We start from the raw sequence: 16,803 nt of genomic DNA on the forward strand, positions 1-16,803 counted from the left end.
TCTCCGCCGAAATTTCCTCTAGTCGATCCCAGCTTGCGACGGGCGAACGAGGATCAAGAGATGCAGCGTATTACCATCACGATCGATGACGATCTTCTCGAGACAATCGACAAGATCAGCACGCAGCGCGGCTATGCCAGCCGTTCGGAAACACTGCGCGACCTCGTTCGCGACGCCGTCACGCGCGCGCAGCCGGCCATCGATGGCGAGGCAAAATGTTATGCAGCACTTACCTATGTCTATGAACACGAAACTCGCGACCTGTCACGCCGCCTGACGACGACGCAGCACAACCACCATGATCTTTCGATTTCGACGCTTCATGTCCATATCGACGGACATGATTGCCTGGAGGTCTCCGTGCTGAAAGGCAAGGTCGACGAGATAAAGACCTTTGCCGACAGCGTGGTCACCCAACGCGGCGTTCGCTTCGGAAACCTGCATCTCATCCCTTCAGAACATGGCACGCATCACCCCGAGGGGCATTCGCACGATTGAGCGACCAGGCCAGTTGCCGCGGACAACTGCGGCCGTCAGAGCTGACCCGTGATATAGGCCATGCTTTCCTTGATCGCCGCCACCGGATCCTTCAGGGCATGGACCTCCGGAGCAAAGGGTTCGAAGGAGGCAGGACCGGCATAGCCGGCTGACAGCAGCGCCCGCAATTGCCCGACATTGTCGAGACGGTCGCTGGCATCGACGAGAACCCGATGCGGATCGCGCATGTCGGCAACCGATACAGCGGGATCGCTGACGCCGGAAATATGGACCAATCCCGTCAGTTCAGGGAAAATCGCGGGCTCTCCGGCCAGATGATGGTGGAAGGTGTCGTGAACGAGGCAGAAGGTCGCCTTTGCGCCCAGCTCTTCGATCGCCTCAGCCGCTTCGCTCTTCAGGCGCAAGGAGCAAATCTCGAAGCCGAGCGGTTCGACGAGGCCGACAATGCCGGCGGCTTCCAGCATCGGCTTCAAGGCCGACAATGCTTTGCGGAGATTGGCGCGGCGCGCCTCCGGATCGCGGCCGCTGCCGTCATTGACGGGAACCAGCACCAATGCCCTGGCACCGCAATCGCGCGCATAGCCGATCAGCTCAGCCGCTTCCCGCGCCCGCTCCTCAGTCCATTCGTTGAACCGCTGCAACGCGTTGATTGAGATGATGGCAAGCCCGTGGCGCGCCGCAAGCTCTCTCACGGTCGCTGCCGGCGTGCCATCCAGGATCGCGTTTCCAGCCAAGTCATTGCGGATCTCGACGCTTTCGATGCCGAGCTGCTTTGCCGCGGCAAAGAACGATTCCACGCCGAGCGACGGCGCGCACATATGATTGAGCGCAAAACGAACGGAACTCATGGTGGGCACTCCTCCTCAAGGCGACCGGCTGTAAAAGACATCCCAATCCGCCGCGCCTGCCAGCGAATGACTAGCGAGATTCATGCCAGCGATCTATCGGCCTTCGCCATCATTCCTGATAGAATTATCAGCGCAATGATGGAATTCCATCATTCGCGCTAGATGTTTTCCGAGACGAAGATTTCGAAGGGCAGAAAGCTTTGTCCAGGCACAGCCGTCTCGTCGCTTTCAACGGATTTGATCATCAGGCTCATCAACTCCTTGCAGAGCGCAGGCAGTGGCGTGCCGATCGCCATGGCGACGACATCGTCGGCGAGTGCTGCCTTGGAATCCGGCGTCAGTTCGTTGACGACGACGATCAGCTTGCCAGACAATCGCTCCTCGCGGATCGCTGAAATGGCGCCCTCCATGCCGCCGCCGCAGACATAAAAGCCAATGAGATCAGGGTGCTTCTGGAGAAGATCGAGCGTCGCCTCATGGGTAATTTCAGGCGTATCCAGATTGATCAGCGTATCAAGCACCTCGAACTCGGGCGCATTTTCGCGGAAATAGCTTCGAAAGCCGATCTCGCGCAGTTCATGACCATGAAAGCGATGGCTGCCGACGAAGCAGGCGACCTTGCCTGGACGACGGGCCGAGCGGGCGATGACCCAGGCGGCGGTACGCCCGACCTTGCGATTGTCAACGCCGATATAGCCTTGACGGACGCCGGTCGAGAAATCGGAAAGCAGGGAAAAGACCGGAATACCCCTTTCCTTCAGCTCTTCGATCGCAGCCGTCACGGCCGGATAATCGGGCGCAACCAGCGCAATTGCCTGGCTGCGCGCGGCCATCGCCTTCAATTTCTCGACGATCGCCGTCGGCGTCGAGGCGGCGACGAAATCGACCTGGGCGTTTATGCGCGCCGTGGTGACCGCCTGTGCCGCGACGACGATTTCCTTGGCGAAGGTCTGATAGAAGGATTGAACCGGCTTCTGCAAGACGAAGCCCAAACGATACTGCGGCAGATCCTCAAAGACGCGCTGACGCAGCAGGCCGATGGCGTGATAGCCGATCTCCTGCGCTGCTTCAAAGACCCGTCTTGCCGTTTCCTCTCGAACGCGATGACGTCCGTTCAGCACGCGATCGATCGTGGCGACACTGACGCCTGATGCCTTGGCGAGATCTGAAATGGTCGGGCGACGCATGGTTGCTCCTGAGATATGCCATCATTTATGACATCAGAATTTGATATGTTTTGATAGATTCCATCATTCCGGCATTGAGGCAAGCGAAAAGTCGATCTATCGTTTTCGGCATGAGGGCGGCGCGCTGTTGCGTGCCGCGGGAGATAGCGATGACCGAGACAAAGAAACGGGACTACAGCCTGCTTGGCGCCAGCGGCAAAATGGCGGTGGAAACCGGGCTTGCCGCTGCCGAATGGTATCACACGGATGTCACGCGCAAGGACATGAAGGCGCTGATGCAGCGTTCCGACGCGCCGGCCATTCGCGACACGATCATCTGGCTCGGCAGCATGGTGCTTTTTGCCGGCCTGGGCGTCTATTTCTGGGGATCGTGGGCCTGCATTCCCTTCTTCCTGGCTTACGGTGTGCTCTACGGCTCCGCCTCCGACAGCCGCTGGCATGAATGCGGCCATGGCACGGCGTTCAAGACCCGCTGGATGAATGATGCGGTCTATCAGATCGCCTGCTTCATGATCATGCGCAATCCGATAACCTGGCGTTGGAGCCATGCCCGCCATCATACCGATACGGTCATCGTCGGCCGCGACCCGGAGATTGCCGTCATGCGGCCGCCGGATCTCCTCCGCCTCATCCTCAATTTCTTCGGCATCCTGGACGCCTGGCATGCTGTGATCGACATGCTGCGCAATGCCTCCGGCATCGTCAGCGCCGAAGAAAAGACCTTCATTCCGGAGATGGAGCAGCCGAAGGCCGTCCGGATCGCCCGCATATGGCTGGCAATCTACGTCGCCACCATCGCAGCGGCGATCGCCATGGGCTCGATCCTGCCGCTGATGCTCGTCGGCTTGCCCCGGCTTTACGGTGCCTGGCATCACGTGCTCACCGGCCTGTTGCAGCATGGCGGCCTCGCTGACAATGTCATTGATCATCGGTTGAACAGCCGCACCGTCATGATGAACCCGGTAAGCCGCTTCATCTATTGGAACATGAACTATCATGTCGAACATCACATGTTCCCGATGGTGCCCTACCACGCCCTGCCGAAGCTGCATGCGATGATCAGGCATGATCTGCCGGCCGCCAACCCATCCATCTGGTCGGGCTATCGCGAGATGATACCGGCCTTCCTGCGGCAGTTGAGCAACGAGGACTACTTCCTGAAGCGCGAATTGCCGCCGACGGCGCGGCCCTATCGCGGGGAGTTCCATGGCGGGGCGCTCGCCGAGGCAGCGCAATAATCACCGAACATGCAAAGGGAGGAAAACATGAGCAGCAACTGGATCGAGGTCTGCGCCGCCGACGCGATCGACGAGGAGGATGTCATCCGCTTCGACCATGACGGACGAACTTTCGCCGTCTATCGCAGTCACGAAGACGATTATTTCGCCACCGACGGCCTGTGCACGCATGAAAAGGTTCATCTTGCCAACGGTCTGGTCATGGACAACATCATCGAATGTCCCAAGCACAATGGCCGTTTCGACTACAGAACCGGCGAGGCCAAGGGCGCACCCGTCTGCGTCAATCTGCAGACCTATCCGGTCAAGGTCGAAGACGGCACCGTTTTCATTGGACTGTAAGGAAGAGGCCATGCCGCATTTCGTCATCGTCGGCGCCGGAGAATGCGGCGCACGCGCCGCCTTCTCGCTCCGAGAAAAGGGGTTCGACGGCGACATCACCCTGATCGGCACCGAACCGCTTGCCCCCTACGAGCGCCCGCCGCTGTCGAAACAGGCCCTTGTCGAGACCATCGAACCGAAGTTCGTGGCTGCGCTGGAGCGATACCAGGAACGAACGATCGATCTGCGGCTCGACACGACGGTGGCCGCTATCGAGCCCGTTTCCAAAACAGTCAGGCTCGCTGACGGACAGACGCTCGGTTATGACAAGCTGCTGCTCGCAACCGGCGCCTCGCCGCGCGTCTTTCCAGGCATTGACGACACAGCCCGGCGCATCCGCATGCTGCGCACCCATGCCGATGCCCTAACCCTGCGCGCGGCTCTTCATCCCGGCCGGCACATCGCCATCATCGGCGGCGGCTTCATCGGCCTGGAGCTGGCAGCCACTGCACGCAAGCTGGGCGCCAACGCCACCGTCATCGAAAGTTTGCCGCGCGTGCTGAAGCGCGGCGTGCCGGAGGAGATTGCCGAAATGATCACCGCGCGTCACCGGCTGGAAGGCGTCGACATTCGTTGCGGCCTCGCCATCGAGGCAGTGCGGGAGGAGACGGAAAGGGCCAGCCTTCATTTGGCGGATGGCCAGGTGATTTCGGCCGACCTCGTGCTGATCGGCATCGGCGCCTCGCCGAATATTGCGCTTGCCGAGACAGCCGGCCTCGCGATCGACAATGGCATCGCCGTCAACGAGCGGCTGGAAACCTCCGCCGCCGATATTTACGCGGCGGGCGATTGCTGCTCCTTTCCGGTGGCGCTTTATGGTGGACGGCGCGTCCGCCTCGAATCCTGGCGCAATGCGCAGGACCAGGCAAATCTGGCCGCCGCCAACATGCTCGGCGAAGGGATGGAAATCTCGGCCGTGCCGTGGTTTTGGTCCGACCAGTATGACCTGACATTGCAGATCGCCGGCCTCGCCGACGGCGCGGCCAGCCATGTGCGGCGCGATCTCGGCGACGGGTCGTTCATCCTCTTTCATCTCGACGCAAGCGGCAGACTTCTCGCCGCCAGCGGCATCGGCCGTGGCAACGCTGTCGCCCGCGACATCCGCCTTGCCGAGATATTGATCGCCGCCCGCGCTCATCCGGCCAGCGATGCCTTGGCGGCAAGCAGCGTCAAGCTGAAATCCCTGCTTGCCGCATGAAGCGGGCTGAGCTCGCCTTCAGCCCTTGACGAACAGCCGCGAACCATAAATGTCTCCTCCTGAGATAAACAGGGGAATGCGATGAAGATACTCGGCATATCGGGCAGCCTGCGCAAGGGCTCCTTCAACACGGCTTTGCTCCATGCCGCCGTCGAACTTGCGCCGGCCGGCGTCGAGCTCGTCGCGCGCACCATTCATGGCGTGCCGCTTTATGATGCCGATCTCGAAGCAGCCGAAGGCATTCCGGAGAAGGTGCAGGAGCTGAAGGGGCTCGCCATATCCGCCGATGGGCTGATCCTGTTTACGCCGGAATACAACAACTCGCTTCCCGGCGTATTCAAGAACACCATCGACTGGATGAGCCGGCCATCCAGCGACATCGCCCATGTCTTCGGGGCAAAACCGATCGCCGTGCTCGGAGCCTCCCCCGGCAATTTCGGCACCATCCTCAGCCAAAATGCCTGGCTGACGGTGTTGCGCACATTGGGCGCCGATCCGTGGTTCGGCGGCCGGCTGATGGTGTCGCGCGCCGGCAGCGTCTTCGATGCCGAAGGCCTGATCGTCGACGAGAAGGTGAAGCAAAACCTCGCCAAATTCATCGAAGGTTTCGCCGCCTTTGTCGCGGATCACAAAAAGAGCTGACCCCACCTGCGGCGCATGGGCAAAAGACGAAAGCAATGCCTATGATTGCGAAAGCGGATAGCCTAGTGTGACCGCTGCGTCGGGCGACCGGCGCCTCCGGGGTCCGCACATCTTCTTCGAACCGAAATGAAATCCAATACCGCAGGTTATGTCTTCACGCTGTTGGCGATCAGCATATTCGCCATACAGGACGGCATCTCCAAACATCTGGTCAGCGCCTATCCGCCGCTTCTGGTGGCGATGATCCGCTATTGGGCCTTCATGCTCTTTGCCGTCGCGATGGCCTCGCGCTCGCCGGGCGGTCTGCGCTCCGCCGTCAGAACCAAACGGCCAACGCTGCAGATTGCCCGCGGCCTGTTGCTTGCCGCGCAGATCGTCGTGGCCATCTCGTCCTTCGTCATCGTCGGCCTTGCCCATTCGCAGGCGATCTTCTCGTCAGGACCCTTGATGGTGGCGATGCTGTCCATACCGATCCTCGGCGAAAAGGTCGGCTGGCGGCGTTGGCTGGCGATCTGCATCGGCTTCGTCGGCGTTCTGCTGATCCTGAAGCCGGAAAGCGGCCTCTTCGACACCCGCTTCCTCGTGCCGCTTGGCGGCGCACTGCTATTCTCGTTCTATGTCGTCCTCACCCGCTATGTCAGCCGCGAGGATAGCGCCATGACCAGCTTTTTCTATACTGGCGTCGTCGGCGCGGTTGCGATGAGCTGTATCGGTCCATTCTTCTGGACGACCATTGCACCACATGACTGGGTCTTCATGAGCATCCTTTGCCTGACCGGCGTGTCGAGCCACTATTTCCTCATTCGCGCCTATGATCTGCTCGACGCGGTGGTGATCCAGCCGCTCACCTATCTACAGCTCGTCTTCTCCGCCATCATCGGCGTCGCCATATTCGGCGAAAGGCTGAATGCCACGATGATCGCAGGCGCGGTCATCGTGGTGGCGGCAGGCATCTTCACGATCTGGCGTGAACATGCCCTGGCCAGAGCTCGCCTCAAGATGGAGAGGACATAAAGGTTACGCATCCACCTGAGCGGGTGGCTGCGCTTCGGTGTAGTAGCTTACATATTTCTGTCGGTAGCGTTCCGTTCCGCCGAAATCGCTATAGCGCGGCAGTTCCGACATGTCGGTCTTATTCAGGATAACGCCGAGAATGCGCGAGTTGATCTGGGGTTCCTGCTCCAGAACGTCGCGCACCAGGTTGGTTGGCGTCGCACCCCATTCCGTCACGAGTATGAAGGCATCGACCTGCGGCGCAAAAGCCTTGGCATCGATGACGGGTCCAAGCGGCGCAAGATCGACGACGATATAATCGAACATCTTGCGCGCATGTTCCATCAGATGCTGCATGCCCTGCGACGACAGAAGCTCGCTGGTGTGCAACAGGTGATCGCGCACGACGACCGGCAGGATGGCAAGCTTGGTGCGCGGATCGACCTTGACGACATTCGTCCAGGGCACCTCACCGAGCACGGCCTCGATCAGCCCGGCTTGCGGCGGCGATTTCAGCGTCCGGCTCAAGCCGGGATTGCGCAAGTCGGCATCGATCAGCAGCGTACGTTTGCCGCTGCTGGCCAAGAGGGCGGCGAAATTGGCTGCCGTCGTCGACTTGCCCTCGCCCGGCAGTGCCGATACGACGCCGATGACGCGGTCGGGGCGGCCCTGCAGCATGACGTCGCTGGCGAGCTTGGCGTTTCGCAGGGTCTCGGCGAAGATCGACCGCGGTGCTTCGACCGAAACACGCATGATCCGTTCAAAGGCGACACCAGGCTCGACATCTTCAGCGGTTGCCGGGTCAGACCCGATAATGCCCTTGCGCCGTCTCTTCTTACCGGTGCTCTGCTGGCCGAGCAATGGCAGGTAGCCGAGGAATTTCAAGCCGAGAGCGGAGCGCACATCGGCTTCGACGCGGAAAAAGCGATCGCGGAATTCCTGGAAGGCGGCGAGACCGGCGCCGGCCATCAGGCCGAGGATCACCGAAAGCGCTATCACCAGCGTCTTCTTCGGGCTCGACGGTGCAGTCGGGACGCCGGCGAGCGAGATGACGCGCGCCTTGGCGATCGGGAAGGATCGCTGCTGCGACGCCGCCTCGAAACGGCCGAGATAGGATTCATAGAGCGTCTTCAGCGCCGTCGCCTTCTGGTTTAGCTCGTTGAGATGCACCAGCGATCTATTGGCTTCCGAATTCTTGCCGACCACACCCTCGATGCTTTCGCGGAGCGACGCCGAACGCGACTGCGCGACATCGAGCTCGTTCTTGTAGCTGGCCGTGAGCTGCTGAAGCTCCTGATAGATCTGCCGGGTGATGTCCTGTCGCTCAGCCCTCAGCGCAACGGCCTGAGGATGTTCGGCACCGTAATTCTGCGTGACATCCTGCTCTCGCTTTTCGACAGCGAGGTAACGCGTCTTCAGGTCCTGCAGGACCGAGTTGTCGGTCTGGCTGGACGAGATGGTGGCGTTCTTGACCGCATTGTCCGGCCCCTGGTCGATAATCGACTTGTATTGATTGTAGCGCGCCGATGCGCTGGCCGTATCGGCCTGGGCAATGATCAGCTGCTTGTTGAGATCGGAAATCTGCTGTTCCGACATCAGCTCGCCGCCGGTCGAGGTCAGGCCGTTGTCCGCCTTATATTTCTCGACTTCGAGCGAAGCCTCCTGCGCGCGCTGGCGCAGATCGTTCAAGCGTTCCTGCAGCCAGACGGAGGCGCGTTCGGTCGCGTCGAAATTGGCGTTCAACTGGTCGGTCAGATAGGCGTCTGCATAGGCGCGCGTGACCTTTGCGGCCAACAGCTTGTCGGTCGAGTTGAAGGACACGGCGACGACCGAGCTTCGCGTGACGCGCTCCACCTTGAGGCCATCCTGCAATACGGCGGCGACCTTTTGGCGCTGCGCCTCCCGCATCTCTTCCGGCGTCATCGGCGGACGCCCCGGCGTGAATATGCCGACAATCAGCCCCACACCCGATTTGAGCAGGGCAGCCGGCGACTGCGGCGGATTGAGCAGGATGTTATTATTGGCAAGATCGGCCGTGTCGACGACGCGCAAAGCCATCTCGTTCGATTTCAGGATTTCGACCGCGCTGGCAATCTCCATGTCCGCCTGCTGGCTGCTGGCAGCCGGCGGCTGATCCTCCGCATATTTCGTCATGCTTTCGTCGAGCAATATCTGTGTCATCGACGTGTAGCTGGGCGTGGCGATCAGCAGATAGGCAACGGCCAGAATGACAAAAGCAGCCATGGCGAAGATGATGGTGCGGATGCGACGTGTCACGATCGCCATCAGCCGATCGAGATCAATGAAACTGTCCTGCGCTTCACCCTGGGGAAGAGCGCTTTGGAAAGTGAAGTTCTTCTGATACATGGCGACCACCTTGTCGGAGAGGCCTGAATGAATATGGCTATGGCCCGCAGTCGTGTCGACCACGGGCCAGAACGTGAACAGGCTTAAGCGGCGGTCATCTGCGCTTCGTGCGAGACGACCAGGTTGCGGATTGAATCATAGACCAAGCTGCCGATATCGGCGCGAGCGAGCGCAAATGCGACGTTCGCTTCGATGAAGCCATGCTTGGATCCACAGTCGAATGTGCGTCCGTTATAGACTTGGGCATGGAAGGATTGCGTCTCGGAGAGGCGCAGCATGCCGTCAGTCAGCTGGATTTCATTGCCGGCCCCGCGTTCCTGACGGGCCAGAATATCGAAGATTTCAGGCTGAAGAATATAACGACCATTAAGGTAAAAGTTTGAAGGCGCTTCCGAAGGATGCGGCTTTTCGACCATCTTGGTCACGGCGAAGCCGTGCCGGACGGCCACTCCCTTGCCGATGATACCGTATTTCGAGGTCTCCTCCGGCGCGCATTCCTCGACAGCGACGATATTGCCGCCGACCTCGTTGTAGAGATCCATCAGGCCGGCCATGCAGCCGCGCATGCCGTAGCAGAGCATATCGGGCAAAAGCAGCGCGAATGGCTCGTTGCCGATCAGGTCGCGAGCACACCAGACGGCGTGACCAAGGCCGAGCGGAGCCTGCTGGCGGGTGAAGCTGACCGAGCCCGGCCGCGGCAAGAGGCGCTCGAGTTCACTCACCTGATGGCTCTTGCCGGCCAGCCGCAGCGAGGAAATCAGTTCCGGCGTGTCGTCGAAATGATCTTCGATCGCCGATTTGTTACGGCTTGTGACGAAGACGATGTGCTCGATGCCGGCTTCGATAGCCTCGTCGACGGCATATTGCACGACCGGACGATCGACGATCGTCAGCATTTCCTTCGGCATTGCCTTGGTGGCAGGCAGGAACCGGGTTCCGTTGCCGGCAACCGGAATGACTGCTTTTCTCACACGATGCTTGGGGTCCATGGCTCTATCATCCTTTGTTAGAGTGAGGGCCTGCGCCCATATTGGGCAGGGGCGAGGAGAGTTGAGAGGTGGGCGCAGACTGGCGGCCGCCGCGCAGGAAGGCGGCCAGACGGCGGAAGCGGACTGCAATCGGCATGCTCAGGTGACGGACCGCACGTGGATTGCGACACGCGATTTTGAGCACACTCGGCAGTTCGCGCTCCTTGATGCTGTCGACCAGCATCAGGAAGGCTAGAATATCCTTCAGGTTGCGCGTCCGCTGCCGTTGGGCGGCAAGAGCGGCGGAGCCGAAAGAATGCTCGGCGAAGAACTTGGTATCTGCGGCCAGCATGGCCTCGACATGTTCTCTCTTCAGAACCCGCGAGATCGATCCGTCTCGAATGTAATAGAGATAGCCGACCGTCGGCTCGACCGCGCAGACACCGCCTCTGGCAAGTGCGGAGGCAAGGAAGATGTAATCCTCGCCGATCCTAAGCGTCTCGTCGAAGCGCAGGCGATGCTTCTCGAGAAAGGCGCGTTCGAAGACCGGCTTCATATAGCCGAAATTATGTTCGGACCGGAAAATCATGTTCGAGGCGATGAACTTCGCCAGCGTCAGCACCGGCAGACGCGCCAGCGCCGCTTCTGGAAACATGGGAATGATCGTGCCGACATCCTCGCGGACGACGTCGAGATTGTCGACAACGATCTGCGCCTCCGCCTTTTCGGCTCGCGCAATCAGGCGCGCCATGCGGTCCGGGCGCAACGCGTCGTCTGAATCGAGCACGGCCACCCAGCGACCACGAGCGGCGTCGAGACCGGCATTGCGGGCCGCGGCCGGACCACCGTTGCGGGCCATGGCAACGAGGCGAACGCGCGGATCGGCATGATTGCCGGCAATCTCGCGTGTGCCGTCGGTCGAGCAATCATCGACGACGATGACCTCCATGCTGACAGCACCTTGGGCCAAGGCGCTGTCGATGGCACGCGCAAGGGTGTCCTCCGCATTATAGGCAGCGATGACGAAGCTGACATCGGGGATGAAATCCGTCATTGCGGTGCTTTCTCCAGGTTTCCGTATTGCTCGATTTCACGAACCCCGAAGAGGCCGCTGACGACGCCGGCGTGCATGATGCCGCGCAGGCCATAGCGGTGCCGCTTGACGGTAGAGGCGGCGAGCAGCGCGGCGGCAACAAAGCAATAGGCGGATTTGGTCGCGGCAAGCGCAATCGCGCGCCAGCGGCCCAGGCCGGTTGCGGCTTCCAGCAGCATGCGCCCATGCGTCTGGCCCATGCGGAACCGGCGCTTGGCAAGCCAGGAAACCGTTGCGCGTCCATTGGGGACGGGTTCGTAGACCAGGGCATCCTCGGCAAAGGCGATCCGGCCGCCCGCGTCGTGCATATGGGCAAAGAATTCGGTGTCCTCGCCGCCGCTGCGGCCGAGCGCGATATTGAACCGGCGACCGGCAAGCGAAGGCGCGCTGCGGCGCAACAGGACGTTGCAGGTATAACCCGTGCGGATCTCATCCGCGACCCAGACCGGCAAGGTCGAATGAAAATCGCCGCGCTGCATCCAGGCAGGAGCGACATTCGCATAGACAGCCTTGACGGGACCGAGAACGGCATCGGCGCCGGTCGTGTCGGCTATGGCGAGCAATTCCGCCAGCCAGTCCTGCGAGGCCGTCTCATCGTCATCGATGAAGGCGACGAAATCGCCGGTCGCATGGTCGAGGCAGGCATTGCGGGCGATGGAAATGTTCGAGGCCGGGCAATGCACATAGGCGATTTCAAAGGAAATGGCTGAACGCATGGCATCGACACGGTCGCGGGCGCTTGGCGTCACATCGTTGTCGGCAACGATGACGCGGACCTGCACGCCGGCAGGAATGGTAAGCACAGCAAGCGATAGCAGCGTCTGATCCAGCTCGGCACGGCGGTAGGTGCAGACGGCAACGTCAATCTTTGTGGTGCGACGGTGGGTTTGCGTCATGCCGCGACCCTGCGATTGCGAAAGCTGAAGACTTCCATCCAAAAGCCCATCGACCAGGCGAAATGCATGACCATGGCCGAGATGGCGGCAAGCGGTCCATAGGGGTTCTTCTCGCCGAGCGCGATCCAGAAGCCGTAGGCGATGCAGGCGACAGCCCAAAGACTGATCGGAATGACCGCGATCCAGTTGATGATCGCCAGGAAAGCACCGATGAAAATCGGCACCACGGCAAGCGGCAGCATTTGGCGCAAGCTCGGCACGCTGCGATGCTTGAGGATATTACGGGCACGGCCGCGCCCATAACCGAGATACTGCCGGAAAAGCGTCGGGACACTGGAGCGCGGATAATAGGTCATGGCGGTCTTGTCGGTGAGCCAGATGCGGAAACCGGCCTTGTGCAGCCTGTAGTCGAGCTCGGCATCCTCATTGTGGCTGAAGGTCTCGTCATAGCCGCCGGTGGCGCGGAAGGCTGCGACGCGCATCAGCGCATGGTGCCCGTGCTCTGCCCAGTGCCCCTTGGCTCCTTCGCGATGTTTCGAACCGCCATTGCCGAGTTTGGAATTCTGCGCCACCGCCGTTGCCTTCTGAAACGCGCTGAAGCCCATGGTGCGCATGGCGACGACGACGGAATCCGCGCTGGTCGCGACGGCTTCCCGCACCAGCGTCTGGCAATAATCGGCCGGATAATCGCCATGGGCATCGATGCGAATGAAGAACTCATAGCCGTCGCCCAAGGTCTCGATGGCGAGATTGATGGCGGCGCTCTGCAGCCGCTTAGGGTTGTCGAGCAGGAGGACGCGCGGATCGTTGGCGGCGATCTCCCTGACGATGTCACGCGTGCGATCCGTGCTGCCGCCATCGGCGACGACGATCCTGGCGTCGAGCTCATCGAGAGCACGGCCGAGCTTGCCGATCAGCGGCTCGATATGCTTCTCCTCGTTGAGGCAAGGAATAACGATCAGGCAACGCATATCCATGGGACTTACGGTCGTCATTGCAATCCACCTCTATTGCGATTCAGTTGCGGGAGGGCCTGTAGTTCGGTGATCTGTTCATTGGCACGCGTCAGGGATGCCAGCCGGAGCACCAGCCCCTGACAGTCGGCGCGATCGATCATCCATTGCTTGCGATCCTGGGCCGCCACGGCGTCGAAAGCGGCGAGATAGCGTTGTTCATCCAAGTCGCCCAGAAGGGTGGCAAGATGGGCGGCGTCGGCTTTGTCGAGCGTGAGCCCGATCTTCCGGCCGGCCAGGAACCTTGCCGTCTCGGTGCCATCCATGGCGATCGGGACGGCGCCGTAGAGACCACCCTCATAAAGGCGGTTGGGCAGGAGCCAGCTGGAGTTCAGACCCTCTTCGAAGAAATCGATGGCCCAGGAGAACTGGACGTCGTGATAGATCGCGGAAAGATCCTCAGGGTTCTTGTAGGCGCCGCCGAAATGCATGAAGGGCGCGTCGCGCACGATGCCGTCGAAATCGTCGAACTCCGAATAGGCCGGCCGGCCGCGCAGCACGATCTCGAAACGCCCTTCCATCCGGCGCGAGAATTGATCCAGCAATGTCAGCGATTTGCGGCAACGAAGCGCACCGAACCAACCGATCTTCCAGGGCTCGCCGCGGGCAGGCACCCGCGCGGCCGGCGCAACATTGCTCGCTGCTGCAACCTCGAGCGCCAATACCTTGTTTTCGAGCAGCATGATTGGTAGATGCAAGCCCGAACGCGGCTTGAAATAGCGCTCGACGAAGGCCGGCGAACTTGTGATGAGCAGCGCTGCTTGCGCGCCGAGACGGCGCTCGGCACCACGGAGCGTACCACCCAGCACATCATCTCGAAGCAAGAGCCGGTGAATATCCAGGGATTCGTAGACAACAGGCATGTCGCCTCCGAAAACGGACTTGGCGCGATTGGCCAGAGCCAGCATTTCAAGGTTGCGGCCGATGATGACATCCGGCCTTGGAACCGAACGCAACGCGTGGCGCAGCTTGAATGCCGATTTGGCGACGGCCGCGATACGTTGCGCAAACTGTGCGTCACGCGTGCGACCGAGCTCGATCGGCTCGATGCCATCGATGGCGGCGAGCGCATTATCGTCGCGCCGGAAGCCCGCGAGCGTCACCAGAGCCCCGCCAGCCTGCAGCATCAGGACCCGCCTGCGCACGGCAGGATCGGCAAGATCGTGGACAAAATAAAGAATATGCAGCATCAAGATTTCCGCTTTCGCGCCCGGTCGAAACCGGGCGCCTGGTATGGTTGGTGTTGCATCATGGCATCTTCACCGGCCGCAGAATGCGCTTGGCGGACGGCATGGTTCAGTCGAGCTTGCAGGTGATCGATTCCGGAAACAGGCATTTTTCTCCTGGCGCGGTGAAGGCAACGCGCTTGACCTGCATGGTTGCCGGCTGGCCGCTATAGGCGAACTTGCCCATCCAGCCGCTCAGCGTGTCCGTGCCCCAAAGGCTGAAGAAGATTTTCTGCGCGTTCGTCGGTATCTTCGAAGGATCGGTCACCTCCTGAACGAGCTTGCCGTTCACATAGTAACGCAGGCGGTCCTTCTCCCAGACGAACGCGTAGTCGTTGAAACCCTGGTCAGCACCACCGACGACCGGGACCAATTTCTCATTGCCACCCTTGGCGGAGATATATTGGTTGACCTGCACCTGCCCGGCATTCTTGCCGAGCACTTCAAAATCGATCTCGTCATGCGGCTTCTTGTCGGTCGGGCCGATATAGGTGAAGAAGGCCGAGTTCAGGCCAGAGCCGGTCGCGGTGCGGTAGCGCGCCTCATAGGTGCCGTAGCCATAGCGCTTGGTCGTCTGGATTTCGCCGCAGGCGTAATTGCGCTCGCCTGTCTTCGACTGGATGAACTGCAATTGCAGCGCTCCGTCCTTGATACCAACCTGCTTTCGCGACCAGGTACAGTTCTGGTGCGGCCCGTTGTTCCAGCCGTCGGAGACATACCAGCGGCTGGTGTCGAGGCGCTCGAAATTATCGACGAAAGAGCCGCCCGTCGGCTGATCGTCCTGTGCGGACGCAGCCTGCGGAATGAAGCAGGCGCCCAGGAGAGCGAGGGAAACGAGGCCCAGTTTTCGTGCGTGGTTTGTCGATGTCATCATAGCATCACCTTTGCTCGCAACGCACCCGCCGGTCTTCGGCGGCACGGTTTCCGGCCATACGGAGTTCGGCCTGCGGCCTTGTCCGGCTGCCGGTCAGCAGATTGTAGAAGGACGGCAGGGCGTGACGCGCCATACCGTTGGTCAGGGGCAGCAGCAGCAAAGCAAGGAGCGCTGCCATGAGGTAGAAAATCGGATAGAGTTCGCTGCCGCCGCGGTTCCACAGGACCCAGAGACAGAACAGCAGCGGGTAATGGGCGCAGAAGATCCAGAAGCTCAATCCGCCGGTTTCTGCCAATCCTCGTCCGATCCGGCTGCGTATCAAGATCGCCGACAGTGCCCAGAAGCCCGGAATGCCGACGAGCACCATCAGATTGCGACTGACCTCGAGCCATAGCGGCAACCCGGGACCTGTCATGTAGGCGGCGGTTGCCAGGAGGGCTGCAAGCGCAATGAAGGCGGGACCGATCAGGCCGGCATAGCGGTCCGTGACCGTGACGTCGACGCGATACAGGCTGAGATAGATGCCGAAGGCGAAGCTGAAGAGAACGGAATTCCGGAGTACGATACCGATCGGCACCGGCAATACCGCGAGCAGCAACAGGAACGCCAGCGTTGCCAGCGGCGCGCGGCGGATGAGGAAAGCCAGCAGCGGCGACAGCAGGATGCAGACGAACAGATCACGCAGGAAATAGAGCGGCAGATTGATCGGCGTGCCGTCGATCGCAAACAGAAGCGTGGAAAGCGTGTGCAGGTTGGCGCCCGACAGATCAGGCAGATAGCCGTCGCCGATGCCGTAGCTCTGCAAGACTAGGACGAACAGAAAGAAAGCGCAGTTCCACAAGGCGAATGGCAGGAGGATCGTCTTCGCCTTGCGCCGGATGGTCTTGCCGTAGTCCAATGACGCTGCTCCATGACGGAACAACAGATAGCCTGAGATAACGCTGAGGCAGGGAACGCCGACACGAAACAGACTCTCGCGCAGAAAAACCCGAACCCAGTCAAACAAACCGTAGGCGTCGCTGAACGGGCTGCTATCCGCATCGAATGGAATATGAACAAATATGATGCCCGAGATGAGCACAATCCGCATGAGGTTTATCCGCGAAGACACGTTGGCAGTCACGTTCACGATGTCTGTCACCCTTTTTTTCGGGCCGCTTCCCCCCTCGCAGCCATTTCAATCAGAGTCGAGCAGAGCCCGCAGACGATAACCTAGGGCGCTCTTGGGAAAGGGAATATGGCACTGCAGCAAAAATGAGGGTCAAGCGACGTTTGACTGGGTCGCTACGCCAAGGTTCCAAACCACGCAAAAGATCGAAACAAACGATTTAGATGCCGGAAAACCTATGGAACCAAGGGTATTAAAGCAAATTTAAATATT

Annotated in this window: 16 protein-coding genes; 6 read left to right on the forward strand and 10 right to left on the reverse strand. The window is 60.5% G+C overall.

Annotated features, from left to right (window positions below):
• Positions 1–60 precede the first annotated feature (60 nt).
• On the forward strand, positions 61–498 hold the full coding sequence (nikR, locus tag FHT28_RS10405) for a nickel-responsive transcriptional regulator NikR (protein WP_168596191.1): 438 nt from the start codon (positions 61–63) through the stop codon (positions 496–498).
• A gap of 35 nt (positions 499–533) precedes the next feature.
• On the opposite strand, the gene FHT28_RS10410 is transcribed toward nikR, so the two are convergent.
• Positions 534–1,346: a TIM barrel protein gene (locus tag FHT28_RS10410; RefSeq protein ID WP_168596192.1), complete on the reverse strand. Its 813-nt coding sequence runs from the start codon at positions 1,344–1,346 to the stop codon at positions 534–536.
• 158 nt (positions 1,347–1,504) lie between these two features.
• The gene (locus FHT28_RS10415; protein WP_037192727.1) at positions 1,505–2,533 is read right to left on the reverse strand and encodes a LacI family DNA-binding transcriptional regulator; all 1,029 of its coding nucleotides are present in this window, start codon (positions 2,531–2,533) and stop codon (positions 1,505–1,507) included.
• A gap of 149 nt (positions 2,534–2,682) precedes the next feature.
• Between FHT28_RS10415 and FHT28_RS10420 the strand changes: the two genes are divergently transcribed.
• The 5 genes from FHT28_RS10420 (at position 2,683) to FHT28_RS10440 (ending at position 7,006) form a co-directional block, all read left to right on the forward strand.
• Positions 2,683–3,771: a fatty acid desaturase family protein gene (locus FHT28_RS10420; RefSeq protein ID WP_168596193.1), complete on the forward strand. Its 1,089-nt coding sequence runs from the start codon at positions 2,683–2,685 to the stop codon at positions 3,769–3,771.
• A gap of 27 nt (positions 3,772–3,798) precedes the next feature.
• Entirely contained in the window at positions 3,799–4,113 is a 315-nt protein-coding gene (locus FHT28_RS10425) for a MocE family 2Fe-2S type ferredoxin (RefSeq protein WP_168596194.1), read from the forward strand.
• A gap of 10 nt (positions 4,114–4,123) precedes the next feature.
• Entirely contained in the window at positions 4,124–5,350 is a 1,227-nt protein-coding gene (locus FHT28_RS10430; protein WP_168596195.1) for an FAD-dependent oxidoreductase, read from the forward strand.
• Between the two features lie 81 nt (positions 5,351–5,431).
• Positions 5,432–5,992, forward strand: coding sequence for an NADPH-dependent FMN reductase (locus FHT28_RS10435; protein WP_168596196.1), 561 nt, complete (start codon positions 5,432–5,434; stop codon positions 5,990–5,992).
• Positions 5,993–6,118: 126 nt separating this feature from the next.
• Positions 6,119–7,006, forward strand: coding sequence for a DMT family transporter (locus tag FHT28_RS10440; RefSeq protein WP_168596197.1), 888 nt, complete (start codon positions 6,119–6,121; stop codon positions 7,004–7,006).
• Positions 7,007–7,009: 3 nt separating this feature from the next.
• Here FHT28_RS10440 and FHT28_RS10445 read toward each other — a convergent pair whose 3' ends face one another.
• The 8 genes from FHT28_RS10445 to FHT28_RS10480 all read right to left on the reverse strand — a co-directional run bounded on the left by FHT28_RS10445 (position 7,010) and on the right by FHT28_RS10480 (position 16,512).
• Positions 7,010–9,352: a polysaccharide biosynthesis tyrosine autokinase gene (locus tag FHT28_RS10445; protein ID WP_168596366.1), complete on the reverse strand. Its 2,343-nt coding sequence runs from the start codon at positions 9,350–9,352 to the stop codon at positions 7,010–7,012.
• An 83-nt stretch (positions 9,353–9,435) separates the two neighbouring features.
• Positions 9,436–10,341: a UTP--glucose-1-phosphate uridylyltransferase gene (locus FHT28_RS10450; protein WP_037192739.1), complete on the reverse strand. Its 906-nt coding sequence runs from the start codon at positions 10,339–10,341 to the stop codon at positions 9,436–9,438.
• Positions 10,342–10,348: 7 nt separating this feature from the next.
• On the reverse strand, positions 10,349–11,374 hold the full coding sequence (locus FHT28_RS10455; RefSeq protein WP_168596198.1) for a glycosyltransferase family 2 protein: 1,026 nt from the start codon (positions 11,372–11,374) through the stop codon (positions 10,349–10,351).
• Positions 11,371–12,309, reverse strand: coding sequence for a glycosyltransferase family 2 protein (locus FHT28_RS10460; protein WP_168596199.1), 939 nt, complete (start codon positions 12,307–12,309; stop codon positions 11,371–11,373). Before FHT28_RS10460 ends, FHT28_RS10455 begins: the two co-directional genes overlap by 4 nt.
• Positions 12,306–13,304 carry a glycosyltransferase family 2 protein gene (locus FHT28_RS10465; protein ID WP_168596200.1) on the reverse strand — a complete coding sequence of 333 codons (999 nt, stop codon included), beginning with the start codon at positions 13,302–13,304 and terminating at the stop codon, positions 12,306–12,308. The genes FHT28_RS10460 and FHT28_RS10465 overlap by 4 nt, the downstream gene beginning before the upstream one ends.
• Entirely contained in the window at positions 13,301–14,512 is a 1,212-nt protein-coding gene (locus FHT28_RS10470; protein ID WP_168596201.1) for a glycosyl transferase family 1, read from the reverse strand. The genes FHT28_RS10465 and FHT28_RS10470 overlap by 4 nt, the downstream gene beginning before the upstream one ends.
• 106 nt (positions 14,513–14,618) lie before the next feature.
• Positions 14,619–15,422, reverse strand: a complete 804-nt coding sequence (locus FHT28_RS10475) for a glycoside hydrolase family 16 protein (protein ID WP_113108848.1) — start codon at positions 15,420–15,422, stop codon at positions 14,619–14,621.
• A 4-nt stretch (positions 15,423–15,426) separates the two neighbouring features.
• On the reverse strand, positions 15,427–16,512 hold the full coding sequence (locus FHT28_RS10480; RefSeq protein ID WP_202032808.1) for an acyltransferase: 1,086 nt from the start codon (positions 16,510–16,512) through the stop codon (positions 15,427–15,429).
• Between the last annotated feature and the right edge of the window lie 291 nt (positions 16,513–16,803).

The organism is Rhizobium sp. SG570 (assembly GCF_012275345.1).
Lineage (GTDB): Bacteria > Pseudomonadota > Alphaproteobacteria > Rhizobiales > Rhizobiaceae > Rhizobium > Rhizobium lusitanum.

What these genes read in the sequence shown, in the direction of transcription:
- nikR (WP_168596191.1), top strand. Translation starts at nt 61, where the DNA reads ATGCAGCGTATTACCATCACGATCGATGACGATCTTCTCGAGACAATC.
- FHT28_RS10410 (WP_168596192.1), bottom strand. Translation starts at nt 1,346, where the DNA reads ATGAGTTCCGTTCGTTTTGCGCTCAATCATATGTGCGCGCCGTCGCTC.
- FHT28_RS10415 (WP_037192727.1), bottom strand. Translation starts at nt 2,533, where the DNA reads ATGCGTCGCCCGACCATTTCAGATCTCGCCAAGGCATCAGGCGTCAGT.
- FHT28_RS10420 (WP_168596193.1), top strand. Translation starts at nt 2,683, where the DNA reads ATGACCGAGACAAAGAAACGGGACTACAGCCTGCTTGGCGCCAGCGGC.
- FHT28_RS10425 (WP_168596194.1), top strand. Translation starts at nt 3,799, where the DNA reads ATGAGCAGCAACTGGATCGAGGTCTGCGCCGCCGACGCGATCGACGAG.
- FHT28_RS10430 (WP_168596195.1), top strand. Translation starts at nt 4,124, where the DNA reads ATGCCGCATTTCGTCATCGTCGGCGCCGGAGAATGCGGCGCACGCGCC.
- FHT28_RS10435 (WP_168596196.1), top strand. Translation starts at nt 5,432, where the DNA reads ATGAAGATACTCGGCATATCGGGCAGCCTGCGCAAGGGCTCCTTCAAC.
- FHT28_RS10440 (WP_168596197.1), top strand. Translation starts at nt 6,119, where the DNA reads ATGAAATCCAATACCGCAGGTTATGTCTTCACGCTGTTGGCGATCAGC.
- FHT28_RS10445 (WP_168596366.1), bottom strand. Translation starts at nt 9,352, where the DNA reads ATGTATCAGAAGAACTTCACTTTCCAAAGCGCTCTTCCCCAGGGTGAA.
- FHT28_RS10450 (WP_037192739.1), bottom strand. Translation starts at nt 10,341, where the DNA reads ATGGACCCCAAGCATCGTGTGAGAAAAGCAGTCATTCCGGTTGCCGGC.
- FHT28_RS10455 (WP_168596198.1), bottom strand. Translation starts at nt 11,374, where the DNA reads ATGACGGATTTCATCCCCGATGTCAGCTTCGTCATCGCTGCCTATAAT.
- FHT28_RS10460 (WP_168596199.1), bottom strand. Translation starts at nt 12,309, where the DNA reads ATGACGCAAACCCACCGTCGCACCACAAAGATTGACGTTGCCGTCTGC.
- FHT28_RS10465 (WP_168596200.1), bottom strand. Translation starts at nt 13,304, where the DNA reads ATGACGACCGTAAGTCCCATGGATATGCGTTGCCTGATCGTTATTCCT.
- FHT28_RS10470 (WP_168596201.1), bottom strand. Translation starts at nt 14,512, where the DNA reads ATGCTGCATATTCTTTATTTTGTCCACGATCTTGCCGATCCTGCCGTG.
- FHT28_RS10475 (WP_113108848.1), bottom strand. Translation starts at nt 15,422, where the DNA reads ATGATGACATCGACAAACCACGCACGAAAACTGGGCCTCGTTTCCCTC.
- FHT28_RS10480 (WP_202032808.1), bottom strand. Translation starts at nt 16,512, where the DNA reads ATGCGGATTGTGCTCATCTCGGGCATCATATTTGTTCATATTCCATTC.